Source organism: Caulobacter sp. Root1472, from assembly GCF_001426985.1.
GTDB lineage: Bacteria > Pseudomonadota > Alphaproteobacteria > Caulobacterales > Caulobacteraceae > Caulobacter > Caulobacter rhizosphaerae.
Window position 1 is genome coordinate 34,660 of sequence record NZ_LMFX01000022.1, and the last position, 24,997, is coordinate 59,656.

Consider the following 24,997-nt stretch of genomic DNA (forward strand, 5'->3'; position numbering starts at 1 on the left):
AGCGCACGACTGGGGACGCGCCCTTGCGGCGTGTCCCCGACAGGGAGGTGGGGATACGCACTCACCGCAAACACCCTGCCCGTCCGGCCGACGCCTTGCCGTGAGTGCGCGTCCCCGGCCTCAGTCCGGCAGCCCTTCGAACACCTCGAGGCCCTCCGGGATCACCGCCCAGTCGGGGCGGCCCTTGGCGAAGATCGCCATGGTGGGGCGGAACAGCGAGGGATCGTCCAGTGAGCCGGCATAGATCGTGTGGGAGTCGGTCTGGCCCACCGGCCCGCCGAACACCAGGCTGGCGCAGGTCGGGCAGCTGTTGCGCACCGCGTCGCTGCCCCGCGCCGAGACGCAGGTGAAGGTCCGGGTAGGCGCGCTGAAGGTCAGGTCGGCGGCCGCGAAGGCCATGAACGGGATGAAGCCCGAGCCCGAGGCCTTGCGGCAGTCGGCGCAGTAGCAATGACCCATGTACAGCGGCTGGCCGCGGGCCTCGTAGCGCAGGGCGCCGCACAGGCAGCCGCCGGTGTAGGGGGCGTCCGTCATCATACCACCCCCTTGGCCCGCAGGCCGGCGATCGCCTCGGCCGAGAGGCCGGCCACCGCGCCCAGCACCGCGTCGGTGTGCTCGCCCAGGGCCGGTCCCGGCCAGCGGACCCCGCCGGGGGTTTCGGACAGCCGGGGAAAGGCGTTCTGCATCTTCACCGTGCCGAACACCGGATGGGCGACCTCGACGATCGACTGGCGGGCGGCGAACTGCGGGTCCTTGAGCATGTCCGGCGCGCGATAGACCCGGCCGACGGCCAGGCCGGCGTCCTCCAGCAGCGGCAGCAGGGTTTCGATGTCGTGCTCGACGGTCCAGCCGGCGATGGTGGCGTCCAGCTGCAGCTGGCTTTGTCCCCTTGCCGCATGGTCGCGGTAGCGTTCGTCCGTCGCCAGTTCCGGCCGGCCCATGGCCTCGCACAGGCGCTTGAACAGGGTGTCCTGGTTGGCGCCGATCAGGATCAGCTCGCCGCTGCGCGTGGGATAGACGTTGGATGGGGCGATGCCGGGCAGGATCGCGCCCGACCGCTCGCGCACATAGCCCGACAGGTCGTATTCGGTGATCAGGTTCTCCATCACCGTCAGCACGCTTTCGTAGATCGCCGCGTCGACCACCTGGCCCTTGCCGGTCCGCTGGCGGGCGTGCAGGGCCATCATCACCCCCAGGGCGGCGTTGAGGCCGGCCAGGCTGTCGCCGATCGAGATGCCCGCCCGGGCCGGCGGCCGGTCGGCCTCGCCGGTGATGTGGCGCAGCCCGCCCATGGCCTCGCCGATCAGGGCGTAGCCGGCCCGATGGGCATAGGGACCGGTCTGGCCAAAGCCCGAGACCCGGGCCATGACCAGGCCGGGATTGGTGCTGGCCAGGTCGTCATAGCCCATGCCCCACTTCTCCAGCGTGCCGGGCCGGAAGTTCTCGACCACGACGTCGGCGGTGGCGATCAGGGCGCGGGCGACGTCGCGGCCCTCCGGGGCGCGCAGGTCCAGGGTCACCGAGCTCTTGTTGCGGCCGATCACCGGCCACCAGGGCGAGTGGCCCTTGGGCTTGGTGCGACCCCACTGGCGCATCGGGTCGCCGGCCTTGGGATCCTCCAGCTTGATCACCTCGGCGCCGAAATCCCCCAGCACCTGGCCGCAGAACGGGCCGGCGATCAGCGAGCCCATTTCGATGACCCGCAGGCCCTTCAGCGGCGCGTCGGCCATGCCGTTCCTTCCCCTGCGATCACGGAACCGATCACGGTCGCGTGAAGTTCTTATGCCACGTCGGCGCACGCGCGGCGCCCCGAACCATCAACGTTCTAGAAAAACGCGCAGGGAAAGAAAGCCATGACCCGTAAGCTTCTCATCGTCGGCGCCGCCATCGCCGCCCTCAGCGTCGCCGCCTGCGGCCAGAAGTCCGACGAGACCAAGGGCGCCGCCACCCCGGCCGAACAGGCCGCCACCCCCGACGCCAACCCGTCGGCCACCGTCCCGACCCCGTCCGACGAGACCAAGGCCGCCACCTTCGTCGAGAAGGCCGCCGCCACCGACATGTACGAAATCGAGGCCGCCAAGGTCGCCGCCAAGCGCTCGACCAACGCCCAGGTGAAGAAGTTCGCCGCGATGATGGAAAAGGCCCACACCAAGACCACCGAGGACCTGAAGGCCGCCATCGCCGCCTCGGGCGCGGCCCTGACCCCGCCGACCGCCCTGCCGGCCGACCTGCAGGACAAGCTGGATGACCTGAACAAGGCCGACGACAAGGACTTTGACAAGACCTATGCCGATGACCAGGTCGACGTTCACCAGGCCGCGCTGAACCTGATGCAGCGCTACGCCCAGGACGGCGACACCGCCGCCATCAAGGCCTTCGCCGCCGCCACGGCCCCGGCCGTGCAGGAACATCTGAACGAAGCCGAAGGCCTGAAGAAGGGCTTCGACAAGGCCGACTAACGCGCCTGGCTACGGAATCGCGTAGGCGACCGTCGCCTTGGCGGCGGCTCGCTCGCGCGATTCCGACCAGACCAGCACCTCGACCGTCGCGATCCGCCGGCCGAGCTTCAGCAGGGTCCCCTCGGCGTGGAGGTCGCCCGGCTTGGCGCCGCGCAGGAAATGGATGGTCAGGGACGAGGTCACCGCCATGGCCACCTCGCCGATATGGGCCAGGACCAGGGCGTAGGCCGCCACGTCGGCCACGCCCATCTGGGCCGGCCCGGAGATCAGCCCGCCCGGCCGCAGGGTTCGGCTGGCGAAGGCCTGGCGCACCAGCACCCGGCCCGGCTCGGCCTCGACCACCTCGGGACGGTGCGTCTCGGCCTCGGGAAAGGCCTTGGCCAGGAAGGCGTTGAGCGCCGCCGCGTCGAGCTTCAGCGTCGCGGGATCGGGCGCGGCGCTCACCTCAGTTCGACCTTGGTGGTGTTGTCATCGCCGTTGCGGTCGATGACCATGTTGTAGGGATCCACCCCCGCCGCCTTGGGCAAGGTCCTGGTCACGAAGGTCAGGGTCTGGGTCCCCGAGCGGATCGTCCGGCGTTCGAAGGCCATGACCTTGTCGGCGCCGAAGCCCTTCTTGCCCGGCTCCAGGGTGAACAGGCCGACGGCCATCGGCTCGCTCATCGGCGCCTCCTGCTCCTGGCCGCGGCCCTGGGCGTAGAGCTTCTTCGCCTGCACCGTCAGGGTGACGTCGTAGCGGCCGTCGGGCCGCTTGCGGGCCGTGGCCATGGTGGTCTTCAGGTCATAGAGGGTGATCTTCTCGAACAGGTCGGAGATCAGCGCCTGCTTGTCGGCCGGGGCGTGGCGGCGCAGGGCGGCGACCAGGTCCAGGGCGGTCGGATAGGGCGGGCCCTTGAAGGCGTAGGTCGCCAGCATCTCGCGCAGGGCGGCGTTGACCTTGTCCTCGCCGATCTCGTCGGCCAGCCGGTACATCACCAGCGAGCCCTTGTTGTAGTAGATGTAGGGCTGGCTTTCGACCTGGCGCAGCGGCAGCTCCTCGATCACCTCGCCGCCCCGGGCCCGCAGGTAGCGATCCAGCTCGTACTTCAGGAACTTGCGGATCATCGGCTCGCCGTAGGTCTTCTTCATCACCATCAGGGCCGAGTACTGGGCCAGGGTCTCGGACAGGGCCGCCCCGCCCTGCTGGTCGGCGCCGATCAGCTGGTGGGCCCACCACTGGTGGGCGACCTCGTGGGCCCCGACATAGGTGACCATGTCGATCTTGGTCGGGTCTTCGTACTTGGACACGAAGCCCAGGTTCTCGGACCATGGGATGGTGTTGGCGAACGACTGGGCGAAGTTCTCGTAGGCCGGGAACTCCAGGTAGCGCAGCTGGCGGAACTGGTAGGGGCTGAAGTTGGCCTGGTCGTAGTCCAGCGACCGTTTCATCGAACTGATCATCCGGTCGACGTTCCAGGCGTGGGCCGGGTGGTAGTAGACCGCCAGCTGGACGCCCTTGTAGGGCTCGGTCCGCACCGCGTAACGAGCCGACTGGATCGAGAAGAAGTGCAGGATCGGGGCTTCGGTCACGAACCGCGCCGTGCGCCGGTCGCCGGCCTTGCCGACCGGACCGCTCATGTCGGCCGACTCGCGCCAGATGCGCTCCGCCACCTTGTAGCCCGGGGCCATCGGCGTCTGGTCGGCGTCGGTGGTCACCGTGATGTCGGCGGTCACCCAGTCGCTGTCGCGGCGCAGGCCGTTGAACTGCCGCGAGGCGACGTCGCCCAGCCTCGCCGGCCGCAGCTCGGGCGGCAGGCCGTACTTGCGCCGCTTGCTGCGGTCGGTCAGCAGGCCGTTGCGGTCCATGCCCAGGGACGGGGCCAGCTGCTGGTCGTTGATGAAGGTCCCGTTGTCGACCATGCGGGTGTCGGGGCCGCTGTTGGGGAAGCCCAGGGCCACGCGGGCGGTGGTGAACGACATCGAGCGCCGCTCGCCCGGCTGCATCGGGGTGTCGAAGGCGAAGATCCGGTAGTTGAACCGCTCAAAGGTGCGCTTGGGCCGGGCGCCTTCGATCGACAGGGCCAGCACCTTCAGGTCGCGGTCGAAGCGGACGTGGATCTCGCGCAGCGGCTTGTCGGTGCGGTTCTCGATCTCGTAGACGCCCTTGGTGTCGATGCGCGGGGCGCAGGGATGGATGTCGACGTCCAGCTTGACCGCGGCGATCTTGGGCTGGGGCGTGTTCTCGAACGGCAGCAGGGCCTTCTCGTAGTCGGCCGTCCAGCGCTCGTTGCTGATCGTGGTGCGGTACGCGTTCCAGACGTTGGTGTTCATGTAGATGAAGGCGCCGACGCCGGCGAAGGTCAGCAGGGCGCCGGCGGCGATCAGGCCGGGCGGCCCCATCAGCCGGCGGGGCGCGGCGGCCAGGCGCGGCCACAGCCGGCCCTCGGTCCCGCGCCGCCACGACACGTGGCACAGCACCAGCAGCACCACCGCGAACGCAGCCCAGTAGAGGCGGAACCACCAGGCCCCGATCCAGAACCGGCTCAGGCCGTTGAAGTCGGAGATCGGCGCGACCGGCGCGCCGTCATAGAGGTAGAGGTTGTGCTCCAGCCCCCAGCTGGCGGCGACGATGGTGCCGATGATGTAGAGCACCATCAGGCCCCAGCCGATGAACTTGTGCGGCGACAGCACCTGGATGAACACCGCCAGGGCCGCCAGCAGGACGCAGTCGGCGGCCTGGGGCAGCACCCACCATACCAGGTAGTTGACCAGCTCCAGGTGGGTGTAGCCCTTGATCAGCTGAATGGTCACCGCCACGGCCACCCCGGCCAGGAAGGTCGACAGCAGCACCAGGCTGATGGCCAGGGTCTTGGGGACCACGAAGGCCCAGTCGGGGATCGGGGTGACGTCGATCAGCTCGTGCGTGCGCCGGTCCTGCTCGCGCCAGACCAGCTCGCCGGCGTAGAACGAAGCGATGATCAGCGAAATGAACGGGAAGATGCCGTTCAGGGCCCGGATCATCGCCCGGGTCACCGGATAGATGGCGCCGCCATAGAGGCTGTCGTCGGCCACGCGCCACAGGTTGAAGATCGACAGGGCCGCGGCCAGGCCGACCAGCACCAGATAGGCCGGGCTGACGAACACCTGGCGGGCGTCCAGGCGCGTGCGGGCCCACAGCTGGGCCCAGCGGGACGGCGCGTCGAAGCGGGGGACGCCATGGACGACCTCGGTCGGGCGCGGCGCGGCGTCGGCCCCGGACTTGTCGCGCCGGACCCGGGTCGCCCCGTCGCCCTTGCGCAGGTCGAACAGCCAGTAGGCCGCGGCGACCAGGGCCAGGGAGACGCCGATCCAGATCAGCCGGTTGGCCAGCAGGTAGCCCGTCAGGGGCGGGATCTGGGTGTTGCGCTCGGCCGCCGTCCAGTAGCGCACCGCCAGGCCGTAGGCGCCGCCGCCGAGCGGCTCCCACAGCGCCGCCACCTTCTCCAGGCCGGGCTGGCTGAGCATGGAGCCGCTGATGAAAGTGGCCACCATGAAGGCGATGACGCCCACATAGGTCCACATCATCGACCGCGTGACGGTGGTCACCGCGAAAAAGGTCGCCGAGGTCAGCAGCAGCGACGGCAGGGCCAGGACGAAATAGGCGAACAGATAGTGGTTCAGCACGAACGGCCCGACGCTGTCGGGGTCGACCCACCACATCACCGCGCCCAGCGCCATGCCGGCGGGCGCGGCCAGGAACGACAGGGCCGTGGCGGCGAAGGCGCCGACGAACCGGCCGTACAGATAGTCGAACTTGGTCAGCGGCGTGGAGCGCAGGATGCCGTCGAAGCCGGTGTCCTCGTCGCGCACGATGATGTTGGCCACGAAGGCGGCCGTGACGAACATGTAGACCAGGGCGAAGAACAGGTTGGCGTTGGCGATCACCGTCGCCGCGTTCTTGTGCACATTGGCCGTGGAGCCCAACTGGACGATATTGGGCGCGGCGACCGTCGCGAAGGCCAGCAGGAAGAAGATGATCACCCCGACCCAGAACACGGGCTGGCGCGCCTGGTAGCGGAATTCGAAGGCGGCGACTTTTCCGAACATGCCCGCGCGCCCCGTTTCCATGCCCATCAGGCCGCGCACCGGGTGTTGGACAGGGTGGAGAAATAGACGTCCTCCAGCCCGCCCTCCACGAGGTCGAAGCCGTCGCCGGGGTCCTGGTCGGCCAGGACGTGGATCACCGTGCGGCCGGCCAGCAGGCGGGTGGAGATCACCTGGTGGCGGGCCTTGGCCGCCTCGAGCTCGGCCTTGTCGATGACCTTCTTCCAGATGCGGCCCGACAGCTGGCGGACCAGGTCGGCGGGCGCGCCTTCCTTGACGATGCGGCCGTCGCAGATGATCGCCATGGCCGGGCAAAGGTCGGAGACGTCCTCAACGATGTGGGTCGACAGGATCACGACCACGTTCTCGCCGATCTCGGCCAGCAGGTTCAGGAAGCGGTTGCGCTCCTCCGGGTCGAGACCGGCGGTGGGCTCGTCGACGATGATCAGGCGCGGGTCGCCGATCAGGGCCTGGGCGATGCCGAACCGCTGGCGCATGCCGCCCGAGAAGCCGGCGATGGCCTTCTTGCGCACGTTCCACAGATTGACCTGGTTGAGCAGGCTCTCGACGACGTCCTTGCGCTCCCTGGTCCCGGCGATCCCCTTCAGCACCGCCATGTGGTCCAGCATGTCGTAGGCCGAGACGCGCGGATAGACGCCGAAGTCCTGCGGCAGGTAGCCCAGGATGCGGCGCAGCTGGTCGGGCGACTTGAGCACGTCGATGTCGCCGAAGCGGATATGGCCCGAGGTCGGCGACTGCAGGGTGGCCACGGTGCGCATCAGGGTCGACTTGCCCGCGCCGTTCGGGCCCAGCAGGCCGTACATGCCGCGGGGGATCGTCAGGTTGACCTCATCGAGGGCCTTCACGCCGTTGGCGTAGACGTGAGTCAGGTTCTCGATGATCAGCATCGTCGGTCGCAAGCCCCTTCGACGTCGGCATGGCGGGTTTTCGCCACAATTGCCCGACCGTCATGCCTTGTCGCCGCCGGTCGGGGCAAGTGAAAGAACGTTTAGACGGATGTGATCGCCAGCGTGTTGCACGATCATGTCCTCACGAAGGTGACTTTTGGCGAAGCGGGTTTGGGTCTAATCAGGCGCCATGACGACCTTCGCCTTTTCCCCGCCCGCCCAACCCACGGTTCCGGTCGACGGCGGCGACTCCGTCTTTCCGGTGCGCCGGATCCTCTGCGTCGGCCGCAACTACGCCGCCCACGCCCGCGAAATGGGCGCCGACCAGCGCGATCCGCCGTTCTTCTTCGCCAAGCCCGCCGACGCCATCGTCCTGGGCGACAAGGTCCCCTACCCGGTCGCCACCCACGAGCTGCATCACGAGATCGAACTGGTGGTCGCCCTGAAGTCGGGCGGCGCCAACATCGCGGTGGAAGAGGCCATGGGCCACGTGTTCGGCTACGCCGTGGGCGTCGACTTGACCCGGCGCGACCTGCAAGCCGCCGCCAAGACCAAGAGCCATCCCTGGGACGCGGCCAAGGGCTTCGACGCCAGCGCCCCGATCAGCGCCATTGTCCCGGCCGAGCGGGCCAGGCCGGACGGCGCGATCACCCTGTCGGTCAACGGCCAGCTTCGCCAGAGCGGCCAGATCGCCGCCATGATCTGGACCGTTCCCGAGATCATCGCCGAGGCCTCCAAGCTGTGGCCCCTGGCGGCCGGCGACCTGATCTTCACCGGCACCCCCGAGGGCGTGGGCGCCCTGGGCCGGGGCGACCGGGTCGAGGGCGCCGTCGAGGGCGTCGGCAAGCTCGCCTTCACCGTCGTCTGAGGCGGGCCATGCAGCTCACCCTCCACAGCGCCTGGCGGTCCAGCGCCGCCTACCGGGTGCGGATCGGCCTGAACCTCAAGGGCCTGGCCTATGACATCGCGCCGGTGAACCTGGTCGCCAACCAGCATCAGGCGCCAGCCTTCGCCGCCCTGAACCCGCAACGGCTTTTACCCGCCCTTGAAGTGGGCGGCAGGACCCTGACCCAGAGCCAGGCGATCCTGGAGTGGCTGGACGAGACCGTTCCGCAGCCCGCCCTGCTGCCGGCCGATCCGTTCGACCGCGCCGTCGTGCGGTCGATGGCCCAGATCGTCGCCAGCGACATCCATCCGGTGAACAACCTGCGCATCCTGCGCGCCCTGACCGACCTGGGCGTCGACGAGCCGGGCCGCGAGGCCTGGATCGGGCGCTGGATCACCGACGGCTTCAGCGCCCTGGAGACGCTGGTCGCCCGCCACGGCGGCGACTACGCCTTCGGCGACACGCCGACCCTGGCCGATTGCTGCCTGGTCCCGCAGGTCTACAACGCCGAGCGCTTCAGGACCGACCTGGCGCCGTTCCCCGCCATCCGCGCGGTCGCCGAGCGCGCCCGTGCGCACCCGGCCTTCGCGGCCGCCCACCCCAACCAACAGCCGGACGCCATCCATGCTTGAAGACCTGAAAAGCAACAACCTGGCCTGGTCGCTGCGCAAGACCGAGGCCGACCCCCAGTTCTTCAAACGCCTGGAGGGCCAGCAGAGCCCGGAATATCTGTGGATCGGCTGCAGCGACAGCCGGGTGCCGGCCAACGAGATCGTCGGCCTGGACCCGGGCGAGCTGTTCGTTCACCGCAACGTCGCCAACCTGGCCCCGCCGCAGGACGCCAACTACCTGTCGGTGCTGCAGTTCGCGGTCGACGTGATCAAGGTCAAGCACGTGATGGTCGTGGGCCACTATGGCTGCGGCGGCGTGGCGGCGGCCATCGACGGCCAGCGGCGCGGCCTGGTCGACCACTGGCTGCACCCGATCCGCGAGGTCCATGCCGAGCACAAGCACGAACTGGACGCCCTGCCGACCCAGAAGGACAAGCTCAACCGCCTGTGCGAGCTGAACGTCATCCGCCAGGTGCGCAACGTCGCCTCCGACGTCTTCGTCCAAGACGCCTGGGCGCGCGGCCAACCGCTGTCGGTCCACGGCTGGGTCTATGCGCTGGGCAACGGCCTGGTCACGGACCTGAACGTCGGGATCTCCAGCCTGGAAGACTACGAGCGGGTCGCCAGCGGGGCAGGCTGAGGCGACGTGGGCAGCGCCTATTCGGTCGGCCGGATCACCGCGTTCATGCGCGCGGCGATCGTCTCTGCGGTCTCCTTCATAAGGGCGGTGCGCATCGTCAGATCCGCCTGACCACGCCGTCGCAAGGTCAGTTGCGGCAGGATGATTGGCGGCGGCTGATAGCCCGCGCCCCCTCGAAAGGGCGTGTCATTCACATATTGCGCCGCCAGGGCTTCCTTGGCGTCGTCCCTTGAGACCCGCCGACGCGAAAACAGGAAGTTGAACACGAAAGTGTCTTCAACGACCGCGATGGCGACCCCGCCCGTAAGCGCCACGCCCAGGGCGACGACACCGGCCGCCGTCACGAAAATCAGCGCCAGGCCCGTTGCGACCGCGTAGTCCGAGGGATGGCGCTCGCGAACGCCGTACGCGACCGAAACGGCCACATAGGCCCAAAGACAGGCGCCCAATCCCAGAACGCCGCCGACCCAGGCCGAGACCTTGGCGAGGGAATATTGGGCGATGACGGTCTCGGGGCGCGGCCTCATGCGGGAAAAGAGGGGCGGCGCCCAGCCAAGGTCAAGGCCCGAACGCCTCGTCCGGAAGACTTTCGGACGCTGTTGGACCGGGAGCCTCCACCCGGAACACCTTCCCCGTCGCCGGCTCGCGGATCAGGTCCACGCGGGCGCCGTCCCAGTGGTAGTCCAGATGCCGGCCCTGGACGGCGTTCGCGGCCAGATCCGGGTAGAACAGCCCCACGCACCAGCCGCCCCGGTGGCGCTGGCTGGGATAGACCACGCCTTCCGAACCGGCGGCGCGAAGCCTCGCGCCCAGGGCCTGGCCCGGCCGGTAGTCGTCGGGATCGAGCGCCGGCGCGAACGCCGGGTCGCCGCCGCGCAGGTCGTGCAGCGCGGCCCGCACGTCCAGCAGGATCTCGCGGAACTGCGAGGTCCAGCCCGGCGCCTGGGCGGTGGCGGCCATGAACAGGGCGTGGTGGTGGATGGTCTCGGACAGGGCGACCTCGAAGCGGTCGGCGACATACAGCACCCCGAACGCCCCGGCGCTGAACCGGCTGGGCCGGTCGGGGCTGACGTGGGTGAACGGCGCCATCAGATAGCTGGCCCCCGCCCCGGCCACCCGCCGGTCCTGCGGCACCAGGTCGAGGTTGCCGATGGTCTCCATCAGGCGCGGATTGGTCTTCTGCTCGGCCGCGATCAGCAGCGGCCAGTCGGCGGGGTCGGCGATGTCCTCGAACAGGTCGATCGGCGGCCAGGCGCTGCGGATGATCCGGACCGCGCCGCGCCAGACGATCGGCGCGCGCGGGATGGCCGAAAGGTCGATCACCAGGCCCCGCGCTCGGCGTCCAGGTAGCGGCGCACCCGCATCAGGTCGGTCAGTTCGCCGCCCAGCATCACCTGCAGGGCCGATCGCCCGCCGAACGCGGTGTTGGCCGCCTTGATCCAGGCGTAGCCGCGCTGGGGCTCCTGGAAGATCAGCCGCAGGGCCTTGTGGATCCCCATCAGGTTCGACAGCCGCGCCCTGCCGTCGCGGTCGACCCGCCCGATCTCGCCGGCCTTCCAGCGGCGGTAGGACCGGACCGGCATGTCCAGCAGCACGGCGGCCTCCTCGTCGGTGACGCCCCACAGCTTCAGCAGGTTGACCGCGGCGCGGAACATGGCCGCCGCCTCCTCGTCCGAGATCGGCTCGGCGGCGAAGGCCTTGGGCTCGGTGTCGACCAGGGTGACCAGGGACATGCGGAATACCTCTCTGGCCGAATATAGTTCATACGCTGCCAAATGGCAACTTTCAGCCGGTCGGCGCCTTAATCCGCACCCGCGCCGAGGCCGCCCGGCCCTGGCTGTCCACGACCTTCAACCGGTAGAAGCCCGGCGCGGCGGGCCGCCAGATCACCTTGCCGCTGACCGGGTCGACCGACAGGGGCGCGCCGGCCACGTACCAGGTCAGGTCCTCGCCGCCGGCCGCCATGACCAGGCCGCGCGCGCCGGGGCCGACGCTGTCGACCTGCACCGTCGCGCCGTCGGGCGGAAAGATCAGCCGCGGGCCTTCGGACACCTGTTGCAGCCGTTGCAGCGCGCCGGGGGCGGCCTTGGGGGCGATGGCGCGGGGGGCGAGGGTCGGGGCGTCGATCACGTCGGCGACGTCGAACAGCAGCGGCAGGGCCGCGTCGCGGCCGGTCAGGCCGCCGCGGGCCCCGCCGTCCGCCCGGCCGGTCCAGACGATGATCGCATAGCCGCCGACCACCCCGGCCGCCACCGCGTCGCGGAAGCCGTACGAGGTGCCGGTCTTGAAGGCCATGGCCGGTCCGCCGCGGGTCAGGGCCGAGGGCGCGCGGCCGCGCGGCGCGGGGGCCTCGCGCAGGATGTCCAGCACCTGGGCCGCGGCCTCGGGGCGGACGATGCGGGTCCCGCCCATGTGCTCGCGCGACTTCGCCTCGGCCTCGGTGAAGGCCAGGGGCTTGGCGACCCCGCCGTCGCCGAGGGCGGCGTAGAGCACGGCCATGTCGCGCGGCGTGATCCCCGCCCCGCCCAAGGCCAGGGCCAGGCCCGAGGCCTTGATCGCCGTCTTCGGCCGCACCAGCCGCACGCCGCTGCTCTCCAGCCGCGCCGCGAACGCGTCGGGGCCGATCTTCTCCAGGGTGGCGACGGCCGGCACGTTCAGCGAATAGGCCAGGGCCTCGCGGGCGGTGACCTTGTCGTGGAACACGTGGTCGAAGTTCTCGGGCTGGTAGTCGGCGAAGCGGGTGGCGGCGTCGTCGATCTGGGTATCGGGGGCCAGGGCGCCGTCGTCGAAGGCGAAGGCGTAGATGAACGGCTTCAGGGCCGAGCCGGGCGAGCGGATGGCGCGGGTCAGGTCGATCCAGCCGCCAGGCCGCTCGCGCCCGGCCGAGCCGACCAGGGCCCGCACGGCGCGGCCCTTGATCTGGACCACCAGGATGGCGGCGGTGACGTCCGGGCCCTGGGCTGCGGCGACGGCGGCGGCCATCGGCTCCAGCCGCGTCTGCAGGTCGGCGTCGATCGTCGAGACCACGCTGGGCTGGCCGGGCGGCGCGGCCAGGGCCAGCTCGCCGGCCGCGTGCCAGGCCAGGGTCGGGAACGGAGCCCGGCGGGGGATCGGCTCGGCGTCGGCCTCTGACGCGGCGGCCTCGGTCAGCACCCGCGCTCTCACCATCTTGTCCAGCACGGCGCGGCGGGCGGCGCGGGCCGCTTCGGGCCGGCGATCCGGGCGACGGGCCTCGGGCGACTGCGGCAGGGCGATCAGCAGCGCCTGCTCGCCATCGGTCAGGCTGGTCGGCTCATGCCCGAAATAGGCCAGGCTGGCGGCCCGCACGCCTTCCAGGTTGCCGCCATAGGGGGCCAGGGTCAGGTAGAGCGCCAAGATCTGCTGCTTGGTCAGTCGCGCCTCCAGCTGGGCGGCGCGAACCATCTCGACCAGCTTCGAGCCGAGATTGCGCGGCCGGGGCTCCAGCAGGCGGGCGGTCTGCATGGTCAGGGTCGAGGCCCCCGAGGTGGCCCGGCCATGGACCGCCGCCGAGCCGACCGCCCGGACCAGGGCCAGCGGATCGACGCCGAGGTGGCCGTAGAACCGCGCGTCCTCGACCGCGATCAGTCGCTTCTGGAAGGTGGGATCGGTGCGCTGGAGGTCCGCCCGCACCCGCCAGCGCCCGTCCTCGACCGGCAGGGCCCGCAGCCAGGCGCCGCGATGGTCCAGCACCACGGGCGACGAGCGTTTCGCCCGCGCCATGTCCGGCGGGAAGGCGGCGCTGAGGGCGAACAGCAGCACCTGGACGGCGACGAAGGCGACGAGGACGCGGGTGAGGCGGGGGATCGTGGTCATGTTCGCTACGGCCGACTCACCTTGCCCCCTACGGGTCGCTTCGCGACCGTCTTCCCCCGGAGGGGGAAGAGCCTCAAGCCCGAAGGCTCCGCGCCCCAATGGGGGCGGACAGGCGGCGAAGCCGCCAGGTGGGGCAAGTCAGAACACCCCTATTGCCCCGCCGCCACCGTAATCCGTCCCGCTTCCGACCGTGCGTTCAGGCTCGGCCGGTACATGTCCTTGGCGATCGCCCCAGGCAGGAAGAACTCGCCCGGCGTCACGGCCCGCGCCACATAGGCCATGGCGAACGGCTTCTCGCCACCCAGGTCCAGCGCGGCGATGTAACGGTCGTCGCGGCTCTCCTGGACATCCGGGTTGGTCAGCTCGCCCAGGAACTTGAACGGCCCGTTCTGGGCGTCGTCGGCGCCCAGGGTGGTCTCGATCTCGAAGCCGGCCGGCAGGGCGTCGTCGACCACCAGGGCGGTCGAGCGGGCCTGCATCGAGCGGCCGGACACCAGCACGATCACCCGGTCGCCCTGGTGGATCTGGGCCGGGTCGATCGCCCCGCCGTTCATCGAGAACAGGCGCTTGGACACCGAGATCCCGTTGGCCTCGGCCCCCGGGGCGGCGACCGGCGTGCCGCGCACGCTGACCGTCCTCCACAGGGCGCCCTTGCCGTTGTTGACGAAGCGGGCGTCCGCCAGCTTGCCCACCGCCCAGCGCGGGGCGCCGCCGGCCGGCGGCAAGGCGGTCACGCCCTGGGCGTCGATGGTCATCGGCCCGGCCGCCTTCAGCAGCTGGTAGGCCGCCGACAGCACCGCCGCCTGCTCCTGGGTGTTCAGGGCGTCGGGATCCTTGACCACGTTCTCCAAGCGGCCCTGCAGCTGGCGGGCGATGTCGCCCTGGCCGGCCTGGACCGCCAGGGCGGTGACCGCGGCGACGTCGCGCAGCGGGCTCTGGTACCAGTCGGCGTCGTCGCGCCAGCCCAGCGAGCGGACCGCCTGGCGCATGGCCGAGCGGGCCCGGGCCTGGTCGCCCATCAGGGCCAGGCCGGCCGCCACCTGGGCCTTGGCCAGGGGCTGGTCCTCGTCCTTCATCTGCACGTCGTGCCACCAGCGCAGCCGCGCCAGGTCGCCGCGTCCGGCCTTGGCCATCACATAGAGGGCGTAGGCGCTGGCCCGGCGACGCATGCGCTCGGTGACCTTCTTGGAGTCGTCGGGCGTGCGGCCCCACCATTCGGGATATTCCAGGCGATAGGACACCGAACTCCAGCCGTCGGGACGGCTGATCTGGCGCATGGCGTTCAGCGCCTTGTCCATCGCCTCGTCCGGCACGGCGATCCCCTGGGCCTTGGCGTCGACCAGGAAGTCGGTGGCGTAGGCGCCCAGCCAGGCGTCGGCCTCGCCGTCGCCCACCCGCCACAGGCCGAAGGCCCCGTCCAGGGTCTGGCGATCCAGCAGCTTGCCCACCGCCCCGGCCAGGATGGCCGGATTGCGCTTGAGCTTGGGATCGCTGGAGACGCCCTGGGCGTACAGCAGCGGATAGGCGGTCGAGACCAGCTGCTCGGTGCAGCCGTACGGGTAACGCTGCAGGGCCACGGCGATCGCCGAGGGGTCGAAGCCCCGGAACGGCGAGTAGCTGACCTGCAGGGTGATGTCGCCGGCCGCCAGGCCCGACAGCAGCTGGGCGCTGGGCGTGTAGCTCATGCCCGGCTGCTGCAGTTCGGTCGTCGTGCGCACCACGTCGCCCCAGCCCAGGCGGGTCTGGATCGGATAGTCCTTGGCCGTCTGGAAGCCGGGGCCGGACACCTTGAAGCCGACCTTGCCGATCCCGGTCACGGTCGGGGCCAGGAACGGGATCTTCTCGGCGATCCGCTGGCCCAGGACCAGGGTGATCACCTTCCTGAAGGCCACGGCGATGCCGTTGGTGGCGTTGGCCTCGACCGTATAGGCCCCGGCCTTGCCCTCCACATTGTGCAGCTCCAGCGTCGCCATCGGCTTGTCGCCGGGGGCCAGGAAGCGCGGCAGGTTGAGGTCGGCCACCACCGGCTGGCGCACGGTCATGGCCTTGGAGCCCGAGCCGACGGCGTTGTCGGTCCAAGCCACGGCCATGATCCTAAGCTCGCCGTTGAAGTCGGCTGCGGGAAGCTTGACCACCGCCTTGCCGTCCATCCCCGTCTCGACGATCCCCGACCACAAAGCCACGGTCTTGATCGGCGTCACCGTCAGGCCCTCGCCGCCCAGCTCGTCGGCGCCGAAATTGACATTGGCCGGCGCGCCCATGTTGGGATCCAGCAGGCGGCCGTAGTCGTCGCGATAGTTCAGGGTCAGGGCCCGCTTGCCGAAATACCACTTGGCCGGATCGGGGCTGTCCTGGCGGGTCAGGCGCAGGATGCCTTCGTCGACGGCGGCGATGGTGACCTTGGCCTTCTGGCCGAAGCCCAGGCCCTGGACCTTGATCGGCACGTCGACCGGGGCCTTGCTGTCCAGCTTCACCGGCGTGCCGATGTCGACCGTCAGCTTGCGGCCCTTGGGCTCCAGCGGCACGTAGATCAAGCCCAGGGCCCGCTTGGGCTTGGGCGAGCTGACCGGGTCGCGCGGCTGGATCACGGTGACCATCACATAGGCCCCGCCGCCCCAGGCGGCCGAGGTCTTCAGGCGCACGGTCGTGCCGTTCTCGCCGACGCTCAGCGTCTTGAAGTCGATCAGCCGGTCGGTGGCCACCGCCACCTGGGCTTGGCCGGCATAGGGCGACTTCAGGGTGATCTCCACCGTGTCGCCCTGGGCGTAGGCCTTGGTCCCGGCGCTGACCCGCACGAAGTCGGGCGCCTCGCCTTCCTTGGCCGGCGAACCCCAGCCCGACGAGAACTTGGTCACGGACTTGGCGCCGTCCGGCCCTTCGACCACCAGGCGGTAGTCGCCCCAGCCCAGGCGGCGGTTGAAGCGCGCGGGGGCGCCGGCGCCGATATTGACCGTGGCCTTGGCCACGACCGCGTCGCGGCTGGTGCGCCGCCACTGCCAGCGGCCGTCTTGCTGGAACCAGTCGTAGTTCCAGTTCTCGCTGATCAGGGTGTAGGTCGCCGTCGACGAAATCCGCGCCCCGGCGGCGTTGACCGCGATCATCTCCAGGCTGACCGGCGGATCGCCGTTCCCGGCGTCGCCCTGCTCAACCTTGACGCCATAGTACACGGGCTTGCCGCGCACCTTCAGCTCCAGGCCCTCGCGCACGGGACGGCCGCCCGGCTCGAACACCGAGGCCGTCACCGCCGCCACCAGCGGCTGGGCGGTGTCGCCGGCTTCGCCCGTTCCCAGGTTCAGCATGGCGTGGCCGTCGCCGTCGGTGACGGTCGTGCCCAGCTCGATGAACTTCTCGTCGAAGGGCGCCAGGTCGTCGCCCCACTCATAGCCCTTGTACTGCGGGAAGGGGTCGGTGTCGGTGCGCAGTCGCGCCTCGCCCTGGGTCTGCAGGCCCGCGCCCGGCGCGCCGTAGAGGAAGCGGGCCGAGACGTCGATCTTGCGCTCCTGGCCGGCCGCGACCGGCACGGACTCCTGGCCCGTAGCGGTGACCGCCAGTCGTTGCGGGGCGAAGTCCTCGACGCTGAAGCTGAACGACCCGGCCTCGGCGTCGGACCCTTCCATCTTCAGCACCGCCGTCCAGCGGCCGCGCGGAGCACTCCGGGGGAGTGCGATGTCGGCCAGCACCGCGCCGGCGTCGGCGCGGCTGAAGTTGTAGCGCTTGAACTCCACGCCCGAGGGCCGCTTGACGAGAATGTAGCCCTTGCGGTCGTTGACCGCCTTGGCCAGGCGATCGCGGACCATGGCCGTCAGGTGCACGGTCTCGCCGGGGCGGTAGATGCCGCGATCGGCGTAGAGATAGCCGTCGATGTCGCTGCTGAGCGCCCGGCCGCCGTCGGACTCGGTGCGGCCGCCGACGCCCTGCTTGGACAGGTCGACCGGCGAGCGATCCAGGTCCAGCACCGCCAGGTCGCCCTGGTCGCCATAGGCCATGACCATCTTGGCCCGCGCCGCCCCGTCGCCCTCGAGCAGGGCGTGGGCGAAGCGCGCCCGGCCGTCGGCGTCGGTCTTGGCCACCGCCAGGTCCTCGCCGTCCTTGGCCACCAGGGCCACGCGCACGCCGGCCACGGTCTTGGCGCTCTTCAGCGAGCGGACCACCACGTCCAGGGATTCGGCCCCGTCGTAGCCGATCAAGGCCATGTCGGTGAACATGATCCAGCGGCGAGCCTGGGCCGGGGTGGGGTCGCCCTCGCCGGTCGGGTCGCGGCCGCCCGAGGCGTCGCGCGCCTTGATCACATAGCCGCCGGGCTTCATTTCCTTCAGCACCGCGCCCAGCGGGAAGACGGTCGTAGCCTTCTGGCCCGCCGCGCCCTGCACGTCGATCACGCCCTTCCAGACCTGGCGGCCTTCGTCGTCGGGGCTGTCATCGCCATAGTCGCTGGCGTAGTCGCCTTCGCCGGTCGGGTCGGGGGCGCCGATCGACTTGCGCACCAGATTGCGGTCCGACACCCGCCAGACCTCGATGGCCAGTTTGGAGACGTTCATGGTCTCCAGGGCCACGCCGTCGGACTCCTCGCGCGGCAGGATCACGCCGTCGCCGGCGAAGCCGACATAGGGCGGCTTCTCGCCAAAGGTGAAGTCGACGTCGGCGTTGGCGGCCAGGGTCTCGCCGCCTCGACCGGGCAGGCCCTTGAGCAGGGTGACGCGGTGGTCGGTGAAGCCGACGCCGCCGATGCACAGCTCGTCGTCCTTGACCCGCACGGCCGGCTGTCGGCCCAGGTCCGGCGAGATCAGCACGAAGTCGGCATAGGCCTTGGACGGGTCCAGCGGCTTGCTCATCTGGACACAGGCCATCGGCTCGGCGCCGGAACTGTCGATGCGGCTGCGCCAGACGGCGAAGCCTTCCGGCTTGGGGATACCGCGCCGCGGGGCGCTGGCCGAGCGGGGCTTGCCGAACAGCGACCAGGCCTGGCCCTTGGGGGCCTCGGCCGTCGCCGCCTTGTGGCCGAACCAGCCGAAATCGGCGACCTTGCCGACCGCGAAACCGCCGCCGAAGCCGGCCACCAGGGCGGCTGCGCCGACCGCGACCAGCGGCGACTTCAGCCCGGCCGGGATCCCGGCCTTGAAGGCCGCCCAGCGGGACGTCTTGGGCTCATGGCCGCCTTGCGGCGGCGTCTCGTCCGTCGACATCCCTGCCTCCCCAACCTTAGCGTGTCGGGGGGACTTGAACCTAAGCCGGGGAAGGGGTCAACGGGGTCTAGGCGTCGAACGCCACCACGCCGCTGGCCAGGTCGTAGGTGGCCGAGACGATCTTCAGCCGGCCTTCGCTCAGCTTTTCGGCCAGGGTCCCGTCGGCCACCCTCAGGCGGGCGGCGACGTCGCGGACATTCTGATGGATCGCCGCGTCCTGCAGGTCGGCCGGGTGGGTCTCCTGCGCCTCCAGCACCGCGGGGATGATCGGCAGCACCATGTTCAAAAGCGAGCCGTGCAGTTCGCTGTGCTTGGTGGCCACGTCCACCGCCGCGCCGACCGCGCCGCACTTGCTGTGGCCCAGGACGACGACCAGCGGCGCGCCCAGGTGCTCGACGGCGTAGACGATCGAGCCGAGGCCCTCCTGGCTGACGGTCGAGCCGGCCACGCGGACCACGAACAGCTCACCCAGATTGCAGTCGAAGACCAGTTCCGGACCGACGCGGCTGTCGCTGCAGCCGACGATCACCGCGAACGGCTTCTGGCCCTTGGACAGCTCGGCGATGCGGACCATGGTCGGCAGGACGATGCTGGCGCCGCCGCGCGCGAAGATGGCGTTGCCCTGCTTGAGGCGGCCCAGCGCCTCGTCGGGGCTGACCAGCTGGGGCGGATGCACCTCGGCCGGCTCGACCGCATCGGGCGCTTCCAGCGGCTTGACCTGGGCCAGGGCCTTGTCCAGCGCGGCCTTGTCGGTGGGCTGGGACTTCAGGGCCCGGCGCGTGCGCCGGCCCTTGCGGGTCAGGATCGATGGCGTGGCGGGATCGTCGCCCTCGGCCCAGGCCAGGGCCGGCGCGGCGAGGCCGGACGCCAGGGCGCCCAGCAGCAGACGTCTCGAAACCATCTCATCCCCCGACGAGTGCAACGCGGTGGCCTACAGTCCTGCCAGGGGAAGGTTAATCCCGCCGCAACGGCGGGCTCGCCTCAAAGCGGCAATTCGACACGCTTGACCACCGTGCGCAGGGCGATCGACGAGCTGACCCGCACCACGCCCGGGATCCGCGTCAGCTCCTGGGCGTGCACCCGCTCCAGGTCGTCGACGTCGGCCACCACCAGCCGCAGCAGATAGTCCGAGCCGCCGGTCATCAGGTAGCACTCGGCCACCTCGCGGACATTGGCGATGGCCTTCTCGAAGACGCTGAGCGTCGCCTCGGCCTGGGACGACAGGGTGACGGTGACGAAGACGCTGAGCGGCAGGCCCACCGCCCGCTCGTCGATCACCGCGGCGTAGCGCCCGATCACCCCGGTTTCTTCCAACGCCTTCACCCGGCGCAGGCAGGCGGATTCGGAAAGATTCACCGCCTCGGCCATTTCCACATAGCTGGCCCGGCCTCGCCTCTGGAGCAGGTTCAGCAGCTTCCGGTCGAAGGCGTCGAGGTTGGCCGCAGGTTTCTTCACCGAAAGGGCTCCATCGTGATGGGATCCTGCATACCACGGTTACGGGCGCATGAAACTCCCCGGGAACCTGCGTTCACCCAGGCGTAAACCAGCGTCAAAGACCTTTTGGAGGAGACGATCATGCGCGTTGGAGTGCCTTCCGAGATCAAACCGGGCGAACACCGCGTCGGCCTGACCCCTACCGCCGTGCGCGAGTATGTGGGCCATGGCCACGCGGTGCTGGTCCAGGCCGGCGCGGGCCTGGGGGCCGGCTATGGCGACGACCTCTACGTCAAGGCCGGCGCGACCATCGCGCCCGACGCCGACGCGGTGTTCGCGGGCGCCGAGCTGATCATCAAGGTCAAGGAACCGCAGAAGGTCGAGTGGGAGCGCCTGACGCCCCGCCACATCCTGTTCACCTACCTCCACCTGGCGCCCGACCCCGCCCAGACCGAGGGCCTGCTGGCCTCGGGCTGCGCGGCCATCGCCTACGAGACCGTCACCGACGCGCGCGGCGGCCTGCCGCTGCTGGCTCCGATGTCGGAAGTGGCCGGCCGCATCGCGGTGTTCAGCGCCGCCGAGACCCTGCTCAAGCATAATGGCGGCATGGGCCTGCTGCTGTGCGGCGTGCCCGGCGTGCCCCCGGCCCGGGTGGCGGTGCTGGGCGGCGGCGTGGTCGGCTCCAACGCCGCCCGCATGGCCGCCGGCCTCGGCGCCGAGGTCGTGGTGCTGGAGCGCTCGATCCCCCGGATGCGCGAGCTGGACGACCTGTACCAGGGCCGCATCCTGACCCGCTATTCGACGATCGCCGCCGTCGAGGACGAGATCCTCAAGGCCGACGTGATCATCGGCGCGGTGCTGACCGCCGGGGCCGCCGCGCCCAAGCTGGTCAAGCGCGAGCACCTGGCCAAGATGAAGCCCGGCTCGGTGCTGGTCGACGTGTCGATCGACCAGGGCGGCTGTTTCGAGACCAGCCACCCGACCACCCACGCCGAGCCGACCTACACGGTCGACGGCGTCGTCCACTACTGCGTGGCCAACATGCCGGGCGCGGCGCCGCGCACCTCGTCGGAAGCCCTGGGCAACGCCACCCTGCCCTTCGGCCTGGCCCTGGCCGACCACGGCCTGGACGCGCTGAAGAGCAACGTCCACCTGGCCAAGGGCCTCAACGTCCTGGCGGGCGAACTGACCCACCCGGCCGTGGCCGAGGCGCTGGGCAAGACGTCGGTGGACCCGTATGGGGCTTGGAAGTAGCGCCCTGCGCCCTTCGAGGCCCACTGCGTGGGCGCCTCAGGATGAGGAGCGATTTACTGCTTTCCTCATCCTGAGGTGCGAGGTGCAGCCGAGCCTCGAAGGACGCAAGGCCTAGGCCGCGAACCGGCCCAGGTCTTGGTGGCTCTCCACCAGGTCCAGCACGTCGTGCATCGAAAAGCCTGGGTCGGCCGGATACAGCGCGTCGTAGATCGAGCGGGCGAAGGCCAGGTCGGCCGGGGTCTTGACCCGCCAGTCGTAGTGCGACCAGTCGCGATGGGCCTTCAGGTGGGCCTGCCGGAAACGATCGGGCCGCTCGCGGATGGCGGCGGTCGGCGAGATCATGGCCAGGGGGTCGCGAACCTCGGCGGCGGCGACGCGCAGCGCCTCGACGGTGACCACCTCGACCTCCAGCCCGGCCGGAAAGGTGCGCTCCACACGGTTGGAGGTGTAGGCCGCGCCGGTGGCCTGGGCCAGGCGGACGGCCTCGTCGATCACGGCCGGATCGACGAACGGCGCGTCGCCCTTGACGCGAACGATGTGGCTGACCGGCCCGGCGGCCTCGGCGCAGCGGGCGATGCGGTCGAGGATGTCGCTGCCCGCGCCGCGGTGCACGGCGTAGCCGCGCGACACCACCAGGCCGGCCAGGCCGTCGTCGGCGGGGTCGCTGCTGGTGGCGACGATGATCTTGGTCAGGCGCCGGGCGCCGCGCAGCCGTTCCAGCTGGCGCAGGATCATCGGCTGGCCCTGGAGGGTGGCGACGGCCTTGCCGGGCAGACGCTTGGAGCCCATGCGGGCCTGGACGACGGCGAGGATCATGGCGTTCGGCTCCCTCTTTTGCTTCTCAGCGCTTTCTCCGAGGCTGAGCCTTATTTCGTCCCGATGTCAGGCGACCCAACGTCGCGGGTCCAGGGCCACCGGATCGTCGATGGCCATGTCGTCCCAGTCGAGGTCGGGCGGCGGGCTGGAGGCGGCGGCGACCACGGCCGACAGCTCGGCGGCCGAGGTGACGCCCACCAGGACGGCGCTGGCCTCGACGCGCGACAGGGCGAAGCCGAGGGCGGCCTGCAGCGGATCGGACCGGCCCTCGGCGATCATTCGCCGCACCTTCGACAGGCGGCCCGAGGCCCCCTTCAGCTGGGCGGGCACGCGGTCGGGCGGCAGGAACAGCAGGCCGTTCAGGAAGATCGAGCGCAGCTGCACCTCGATCCCCATGCCAGCGATGCGCTGCAGCGAGCCGTCGGCCAGCAGGCGCTGGTCCAGCAGGCTGGCCGGCGCTTGCAGGATGTCGGGCTTGAAGCGGCGGGCGACGCCGACGGGATCGTCGCTGGCGTGCGCGGCGACGCCCACCTTGGCGAACAGCCCCTCGTCGCGCAGCCGGGCCAGGCGGTCCCAGACGGCCGCGCCGTGCGGGCCGAACAGTTCGGCGGGCGAGGGGACGATGATGGCGTCGGCGCGTTCCACGGCCAGGCGGCGCAGGCTGGCGCGGGCCTCGGCCTCGACGAAGTCCGGGCCGCGGTCGGCGCGGGCGGCCGACAGGGTGACGCGGAACGGCACGGGACGCGGGATCAGGTCGCCCAGCACCTGCTCGGCGCGGCCATAGTTGCCCGACACGTCCAGCACCGACAGGCGGGCGCGGGCGGCGATGGCGAGAATGTCACGGGCTTCGGTTTCGGGCGAACGGGCGCGCGGCGACGCGCTCATGCCGTCCAGTCCGAACTGGGCGGCGGCGAGACCGAGCTTGGAAACCGAAAGCGACATGGAAATCCGTGCGGATGGAACACCAGTGTCGACGAGCCTAGGCCCAAAGGACTGAAGAAGGCGTTTCTGGAAACTTGCCGAGGGGTTAACATCGCCGGCGATGAAGCTTCCCGATCCCCCGCTCAACCAGGCCTCCGAAATCGCCGGAGACTGGCCGCTGCACGGCCTGGCCGAGGACATGCGGCCCGCCCTGGCCCAGGCCCTGGCGCGCGGCGCGGCGGGCTTGGCGACGATCATTTCGCTCGGCGAGGGCGGCCCGCGTCCAGTCGGCGCCCAGATGGTGTTCGGCATGGAAAGCCGGGCCGGGTTCCTGTCGGGCGGCTGCATCGAGGCCGATGTCGAGGCCCACGCCCGGGCCTGCATGGCCGACGGGCGGCCCCGGCGCCTGGTCTATGGCGAGGGCAGCCCCTGGCCCGACATCCGCCTGCTGTGCGGGGCGCGGATCGAGATCCTGGTCGAGCGCCTCGCCTCCGACGACGATGCGGCGCGGGCGCTGCTGGCCCTGGCCGAGGCGCGCGAGCCGGCGGCTTGGATCAGCGACGGCGAGCGACGGCTCTGCGCCCCGGCGTCGGACCCCGCCCCTACTTGGCCCGGCGCCTTTTCGCGGCGATTCGATCCGCCGCCGCGACTGGTGGTGTTCGGCGGCGATCCCACCGCCCTGGCCGTGGCCAGCCTCGGGGCCCAGTCCGGGTTTTCGACCACCCTGGTGCGTCCCAAGGGCCCGATCGCGCCGCCGCCCCTGGCCGGCGTTGCCTATCGCCGCGACGACGTGGCCGGCGCCGTGGCGGCGGTCGGGCTGGACGCCTGGACGGCGGTGGCGGTCTGCGGTCATGACGAGGAGGTCGACCACGAGGCCCTGCTGGCCGCCCTGCCCTCGGCCGCGTCCTATGTCGGCCTGCTGGGCGCCCGGCGGCGGCTGGGCGCGCGGCTGGACCGCCTGCGCGCCGCCGGCGTCGCCGAGACCGACCTCCAGAAGCTGCGCGCCCCGATCGGCCTCGACCTCGGCGGCAAGGCGCCGTTTGAGGTGGCCGTGGCGATCATCGGCGAGATCATGGCCAGCCGCCACGGCCAGCCGGCCCTGGCGCGACGGCCGGTCTCCACCCCCGATGGGGACGGACAGGCGGCGAAGCCGCCAGGTGGGGGCAAGTCTTAGCGGGCATCGTGTTGCGGGCACGGCTTCTCGACCTCGGGCTTGCGCGGCGAGCTGATGGGGAGGCGCGGAGCGGTCCGGGTCCAACCCGGATGACCGTGATGATGTGTGTGCGTTTCGGCTAGCCTAACGCTCAATCACCTCAGTGGCAGACGGCTGCTCGACCAGGGCCATCCGCATTACGTGCACTTCCGACGCCATTCCGAGAAAGGCTACGCTTGGAATTACACTGCCCTCGAACGACAGTATGAACAAATCCCAATAACCTTGGGAGTTCATCGCGGACCAGAACCAGCCGATCTTGCCCCCAATACAATCAGCTAGCTGTTCGACATCGATCCAGAGGCCCCCACCGGGTTCTGCAACATTGGTCAGCGCGACGATCAACTCGTCAGTGTCCCTGTTTACGGTGATGTGTAGACCGAGGGTCTCGCCCATCACGACCATTTCCCACCAAATGGGCCTCGGATCGTCCGCCTCGATCTTAGCCTTGATGCGGCAGGTCGATTGTCCGTGGAGATCGTCGTAACGGTCGAAATCAAACCGCACGATGCCCTGGGCGCGAGGAAGTTCATCAGAGTTCATGGAAGGCTCCAGCCGGGGTGTTTCATAGTCCACAACACGGGCCGTTTCCCCACCCCGAACAGACCTTTGGCCCGTCCGCTGTCCGGCATGGCGATAAAGGACCGGTTTTAGGCGCGGACCTCGTTTCCGCACCCGCCCCTGAGCGATGGGGTGGACGCCCCCCGACGGCATCGATGTGCCAAAGTGGAGGTGTTGAGAACACCACTGCAAAGGAGGCGTCCGTGGAAGAAGTTA

The 24,997-nt window shown here is 70.3% G+C and carries 21 protein-coding genes; 6 read left to right on the plus strand and 15 right to left on the minus strand.

Annotation, left to right across the window (positions count from 1 at the left end; all coding sequences use genetic code 11):
* Positions 1-120: 120 nt before the first annotated feature.
* Positions 121-534, minus strand: coding sequence for a GFA family protein (locus ASD47_RS14870; protein WP_230983735.1), 414 nt, complete (start codon positions 532-534; stop codon positions 121-123).
* Positions 534-1,730 carry a CaiB/BaiF CoA-transferase family protein gene (locus tag ASD47_RS14875; protein WP_056758036.1) on the minus strand — a complete coding sequence of 399 codons (1,197 nt, stop codon included), beginning with the start codon at positions 1,728-1,730 and terminating at the stop codon, positions 534-536. Before ASD47_RS14875 ends, ASD47_RS14870 begins: the two co-directional genes overlap by 1 nt.
* 123 nt (positions 1,731-1,853) lie before the next feature.
* Between ASD47_RS14875 and ASD47_RS14880 the strand changes: the two genes are divergently transcribed.
* Positions 1,854-2,459: a DUF4142 domain-containing protein gene (locus ASD47_RS14880; RefSeq protein ID WP_056758040.1), complete on the plus strand. Its 606-nt coding sequence runs from the start codon at positions 1,854-1,856 to the stop codon at positions 2,457-2,459.
* Between the two features lie 9 nt (positions 2,460-2,468).
* Here the strand turns inward: ASD47_RS14880 and ASD47_RS14885 are convergent, their stop codons facing one another.
* The 3 genes from ASD47_RS14885 to ASD47_RS14895 are packed head-to-tail and all read right to left on the minus strand — an operon-like array spanning position 2,469 to position 7,428.
* A complete protein-coding gene (locus ASD47_RS14885) occupies positions 2,469-2,903 on the minus strand; it encodes a PaaI family thioesterase (protein WP_056758043.1) in 435 nt (144 codons plus the stop codon).
* Entirely contained in the window at positions 2,900-6,523 is a 3,624-nt protein-coding gene (locus ASD47_RS14890; RefSeq protein ID WP_056758099.1) for an ABC transporter permease subunit, read from the minus strand. The genes ASD47_RS14885 and ASD47_RS14890 overlap by 4 nt, the downstream gene beginning before the upstream one ends.
* A gap of 26 nt (positions 6,524-6,549) precedes the next feature.
* The gene (locus tag ASD47_RS14895; protein WP_056758047.1) at positions 6,550-7,428 is read right to left on the minus strand and encodes an ABC transporter ATP-binding protein; all 879 of its coding nucleotides are present in this window, start codon (positions 7,426-7,428) and stop codon (positions 6,550-6,552) included.
* Positions 7,429-7,618: 190 nt separating this feature from the next.
* Here ASD47_RS14895 and ASD47_RS14900 point away from each other — a divergent pair, with 190 nt between their 5' ends.
* Genes ASD47_RS14900 through ASD47_RS14910 form a run of 3 tightly spaced genes read left to right on the plus strand, consistent with a single transcriptional unit; the run spans position 7,619 to position 9,565 of the window.
* Positions 7,619-8,296: a fumarylacetoacetate hydrolase family protein gene (locus ASD47_RS14900; RefSeq protein WP_056758050.1), complete on the plus strand. Its 678-nt coding sequence runs from the start codon at positions 7,619-7,621 to the stop codon at positions 8,294-8,296.
* An 8-nt stretch (positions 8,297-8,304) separates the two neighbouring features.
* The gene (maiA, locus tag ASD47_RS14905; protein WP_056758051.1) at positions 8,305-8,946 is read left to right on the plus strand and encodes a maleylacetoacetate isomerase; all 642 of its coding nucleotides are present in this window, start codon (positions 8,305-8,307) and stop codon (positions 8,944-8,946) included.
* Entirely contained in the window at positions 8,939-9,565 is a 627-nt protein-coding gene (locus ASD47_RS14910) for a carbonic anhydrase (RefSeq protein ID WP_056758054.1), read from the plus strand. Before maiA ends, ASD47_RS14910 begins: the two co-directional genes overlap by 8 nt.
* A 17-nt stretch (positions 9,566-9,582) precedes the next feature.
* Here the strand turns inward: ASD47_RS14910 and ASD47_RS14915 are convergent, their stop codons facing one another.
* From ASD47_RS14915 to ASD47_RS14945, 7 genes are all read right to left on the minus strand, one after another.
* Positions 9,583-9,990 carry a hypothetical protein gene (locus ASD47_RS14915; RefSeq protein WP_156402258.1) on the minus strand — a complete coding sequence of 136 codons (408 nt, stop codon included), beginning with the start codon at positions 9,988-9,990 and terminating at the stop codon, positions 9,583-9,585.
* Positions 9,991-10,123: 133 nt separating this feature from the next.
* A complete protein-coding gene (locus tag ASD47_RS14920) occupies positions 10,124-10,888 on the minus strand; it encodes an RES family NAD+ phosphorylase (RefSeq protein ID WP_056758063.1) in 765 nt (254 codons plus the stop codon).
* The gene (locus tag ASD47_RS14925) at positions 10,885-11,298 is read right to left on the minus strand and encodes an MbcA/ParS/Xre antitoxin family protein (RefSeq protein ID WP_056758067.1); all 414 of its coding nucleotides are present in this window, start codon (positions 11,296-11,298) and stop codon (positions 10,885-10,887) included. Before ASD47_RS14925 ends, ASD47_RS14920 begins: the two co-directional genes overlap by 4 nt.
* 52 nt (positions 11,299-11,350) lie before the next feature.
* Complete coding sequence (gene pbpC, locus ASD47_RS14930; protein WP_056758071.1) at positions 11,351-13,399, minus strand: penicillin-binding protein 1C; 2,049 nt, start codon at positions 13,397-13,399, stop codon at positions 11,351-11,353.
* A 149-nt stretch (positions 13,400-13,548) separates the two neighbouring features.
* Positions 13,549-18,582 carry an alpha-2-macroglobulin gene (locus tag ASD47_RS14935; protein WP_056758074.1) on the minus strand — a complete coding sequence of 1,678 codons (5,034 nt, stop codon included), beginning with the start codon at positions 18,580-18,582 and terminating at the stop codon, positions 13,549-13,551.
* Between the two features lie 67 nt (positions 18,583-18,649).
* Positions 18,650-19,483: a carbonic anhydrase gene (locus ASD47_RS14940; RefSeq protein WP_056758077.1), complete on the minus strand. Its 834-nt coding sequence runs from the start codon at positions 19,481-19,483 to the stop codon at positions 18,650-18,652.
* Between the two features lie 80 nt (positions 19,484-19,563).
* Complete coding sequence (locus ASD47_RS14945) at positions 19,564-20,037, minus strand: Lrp/AsnC family transcriptional regulator (protein WP_056758081.1); 474 nt, start codon at positions 20,035-20,037, stop codon at positions 19,564-19,566.
* Between the two features lie 120 nt (positions 20,038-20,157).
* On the opposite strand from ASD47_RS14945, the gene ald reads away from it, so the two are divergent.
* A complete protein-coding gene (gene ald, locus ASD47_RS14950) occupies positions 20,158-21,270 on the plus strand; it encodes an alanine dehydrogenase (RefSeq protein ID WP_056758102.1) in 1,113 nt (370 codons plus the stop codon).
* Between the two features lie 111 nt (positions 21,271-21,381).
* Here the strand turns inward: ald and ASD47_RS14955 are convergent, their stop codons facing one another.
* Positions 21,382-22,086 carry a glycosyltransferase family protein gene (locus ASD47_RS14955; RefSeq protein ID WP_056758084.1) on the minus strand — a complete coding sequence of 235 codons (705 nt, stop codon included), beginning with the start codon at positions 22,084-22,086 and terminating at the stop codon, positions 21,382-21,384.
* 66 nt (positions 22,087-22,152) lie between these two features.
* Complete coding sequence (locus ASD47_RS14960; protein WP_056758088.1) at positions 22,153-23,028, minus strand: bifunctional regulator KidO; 876 nt, start codon at positions 23,026-23,028, stop codon at positions 22,153-22,155.
* A 100-nt stretch (positions 23,029-23,128) separates the two neighbouring features.
* On the opposite strand from ASD47_RS14960, the gene ASD47_RS14965 reads away from it, so the two are divergent.
* Positions 23,129-24,181 carry an XdhC family protein gene (locus ASD47_RS14965; RefSeq protein WP_056758091.1) on the plus strand — a complete coding sequence of 351 codons (1,053 nt, stop codon included), beginning with the start codon at positions 23,129-23,131 and terminating at the stop codon, positions 24,179-24,181.
* Between the two features lie 123 nt (positions 24,182-24,304).
* Here the strand turns inward: ASD47_RS14965 and ASD47_RS14970 are convergent, their stop codons facing one another.
* Positions 24,305-24,763, minus strand: coding sequence for a DUF6334 family protein (locus tag ASD47_RS14970; protein ID WP_056758094.1), 459 nt, complete (start codon positions 24,761-24,763; stop codon positions 24,305-24,307).
* Between the last annotated feature and the right edge of the window lie 234 nt (positions 24,764-24,997).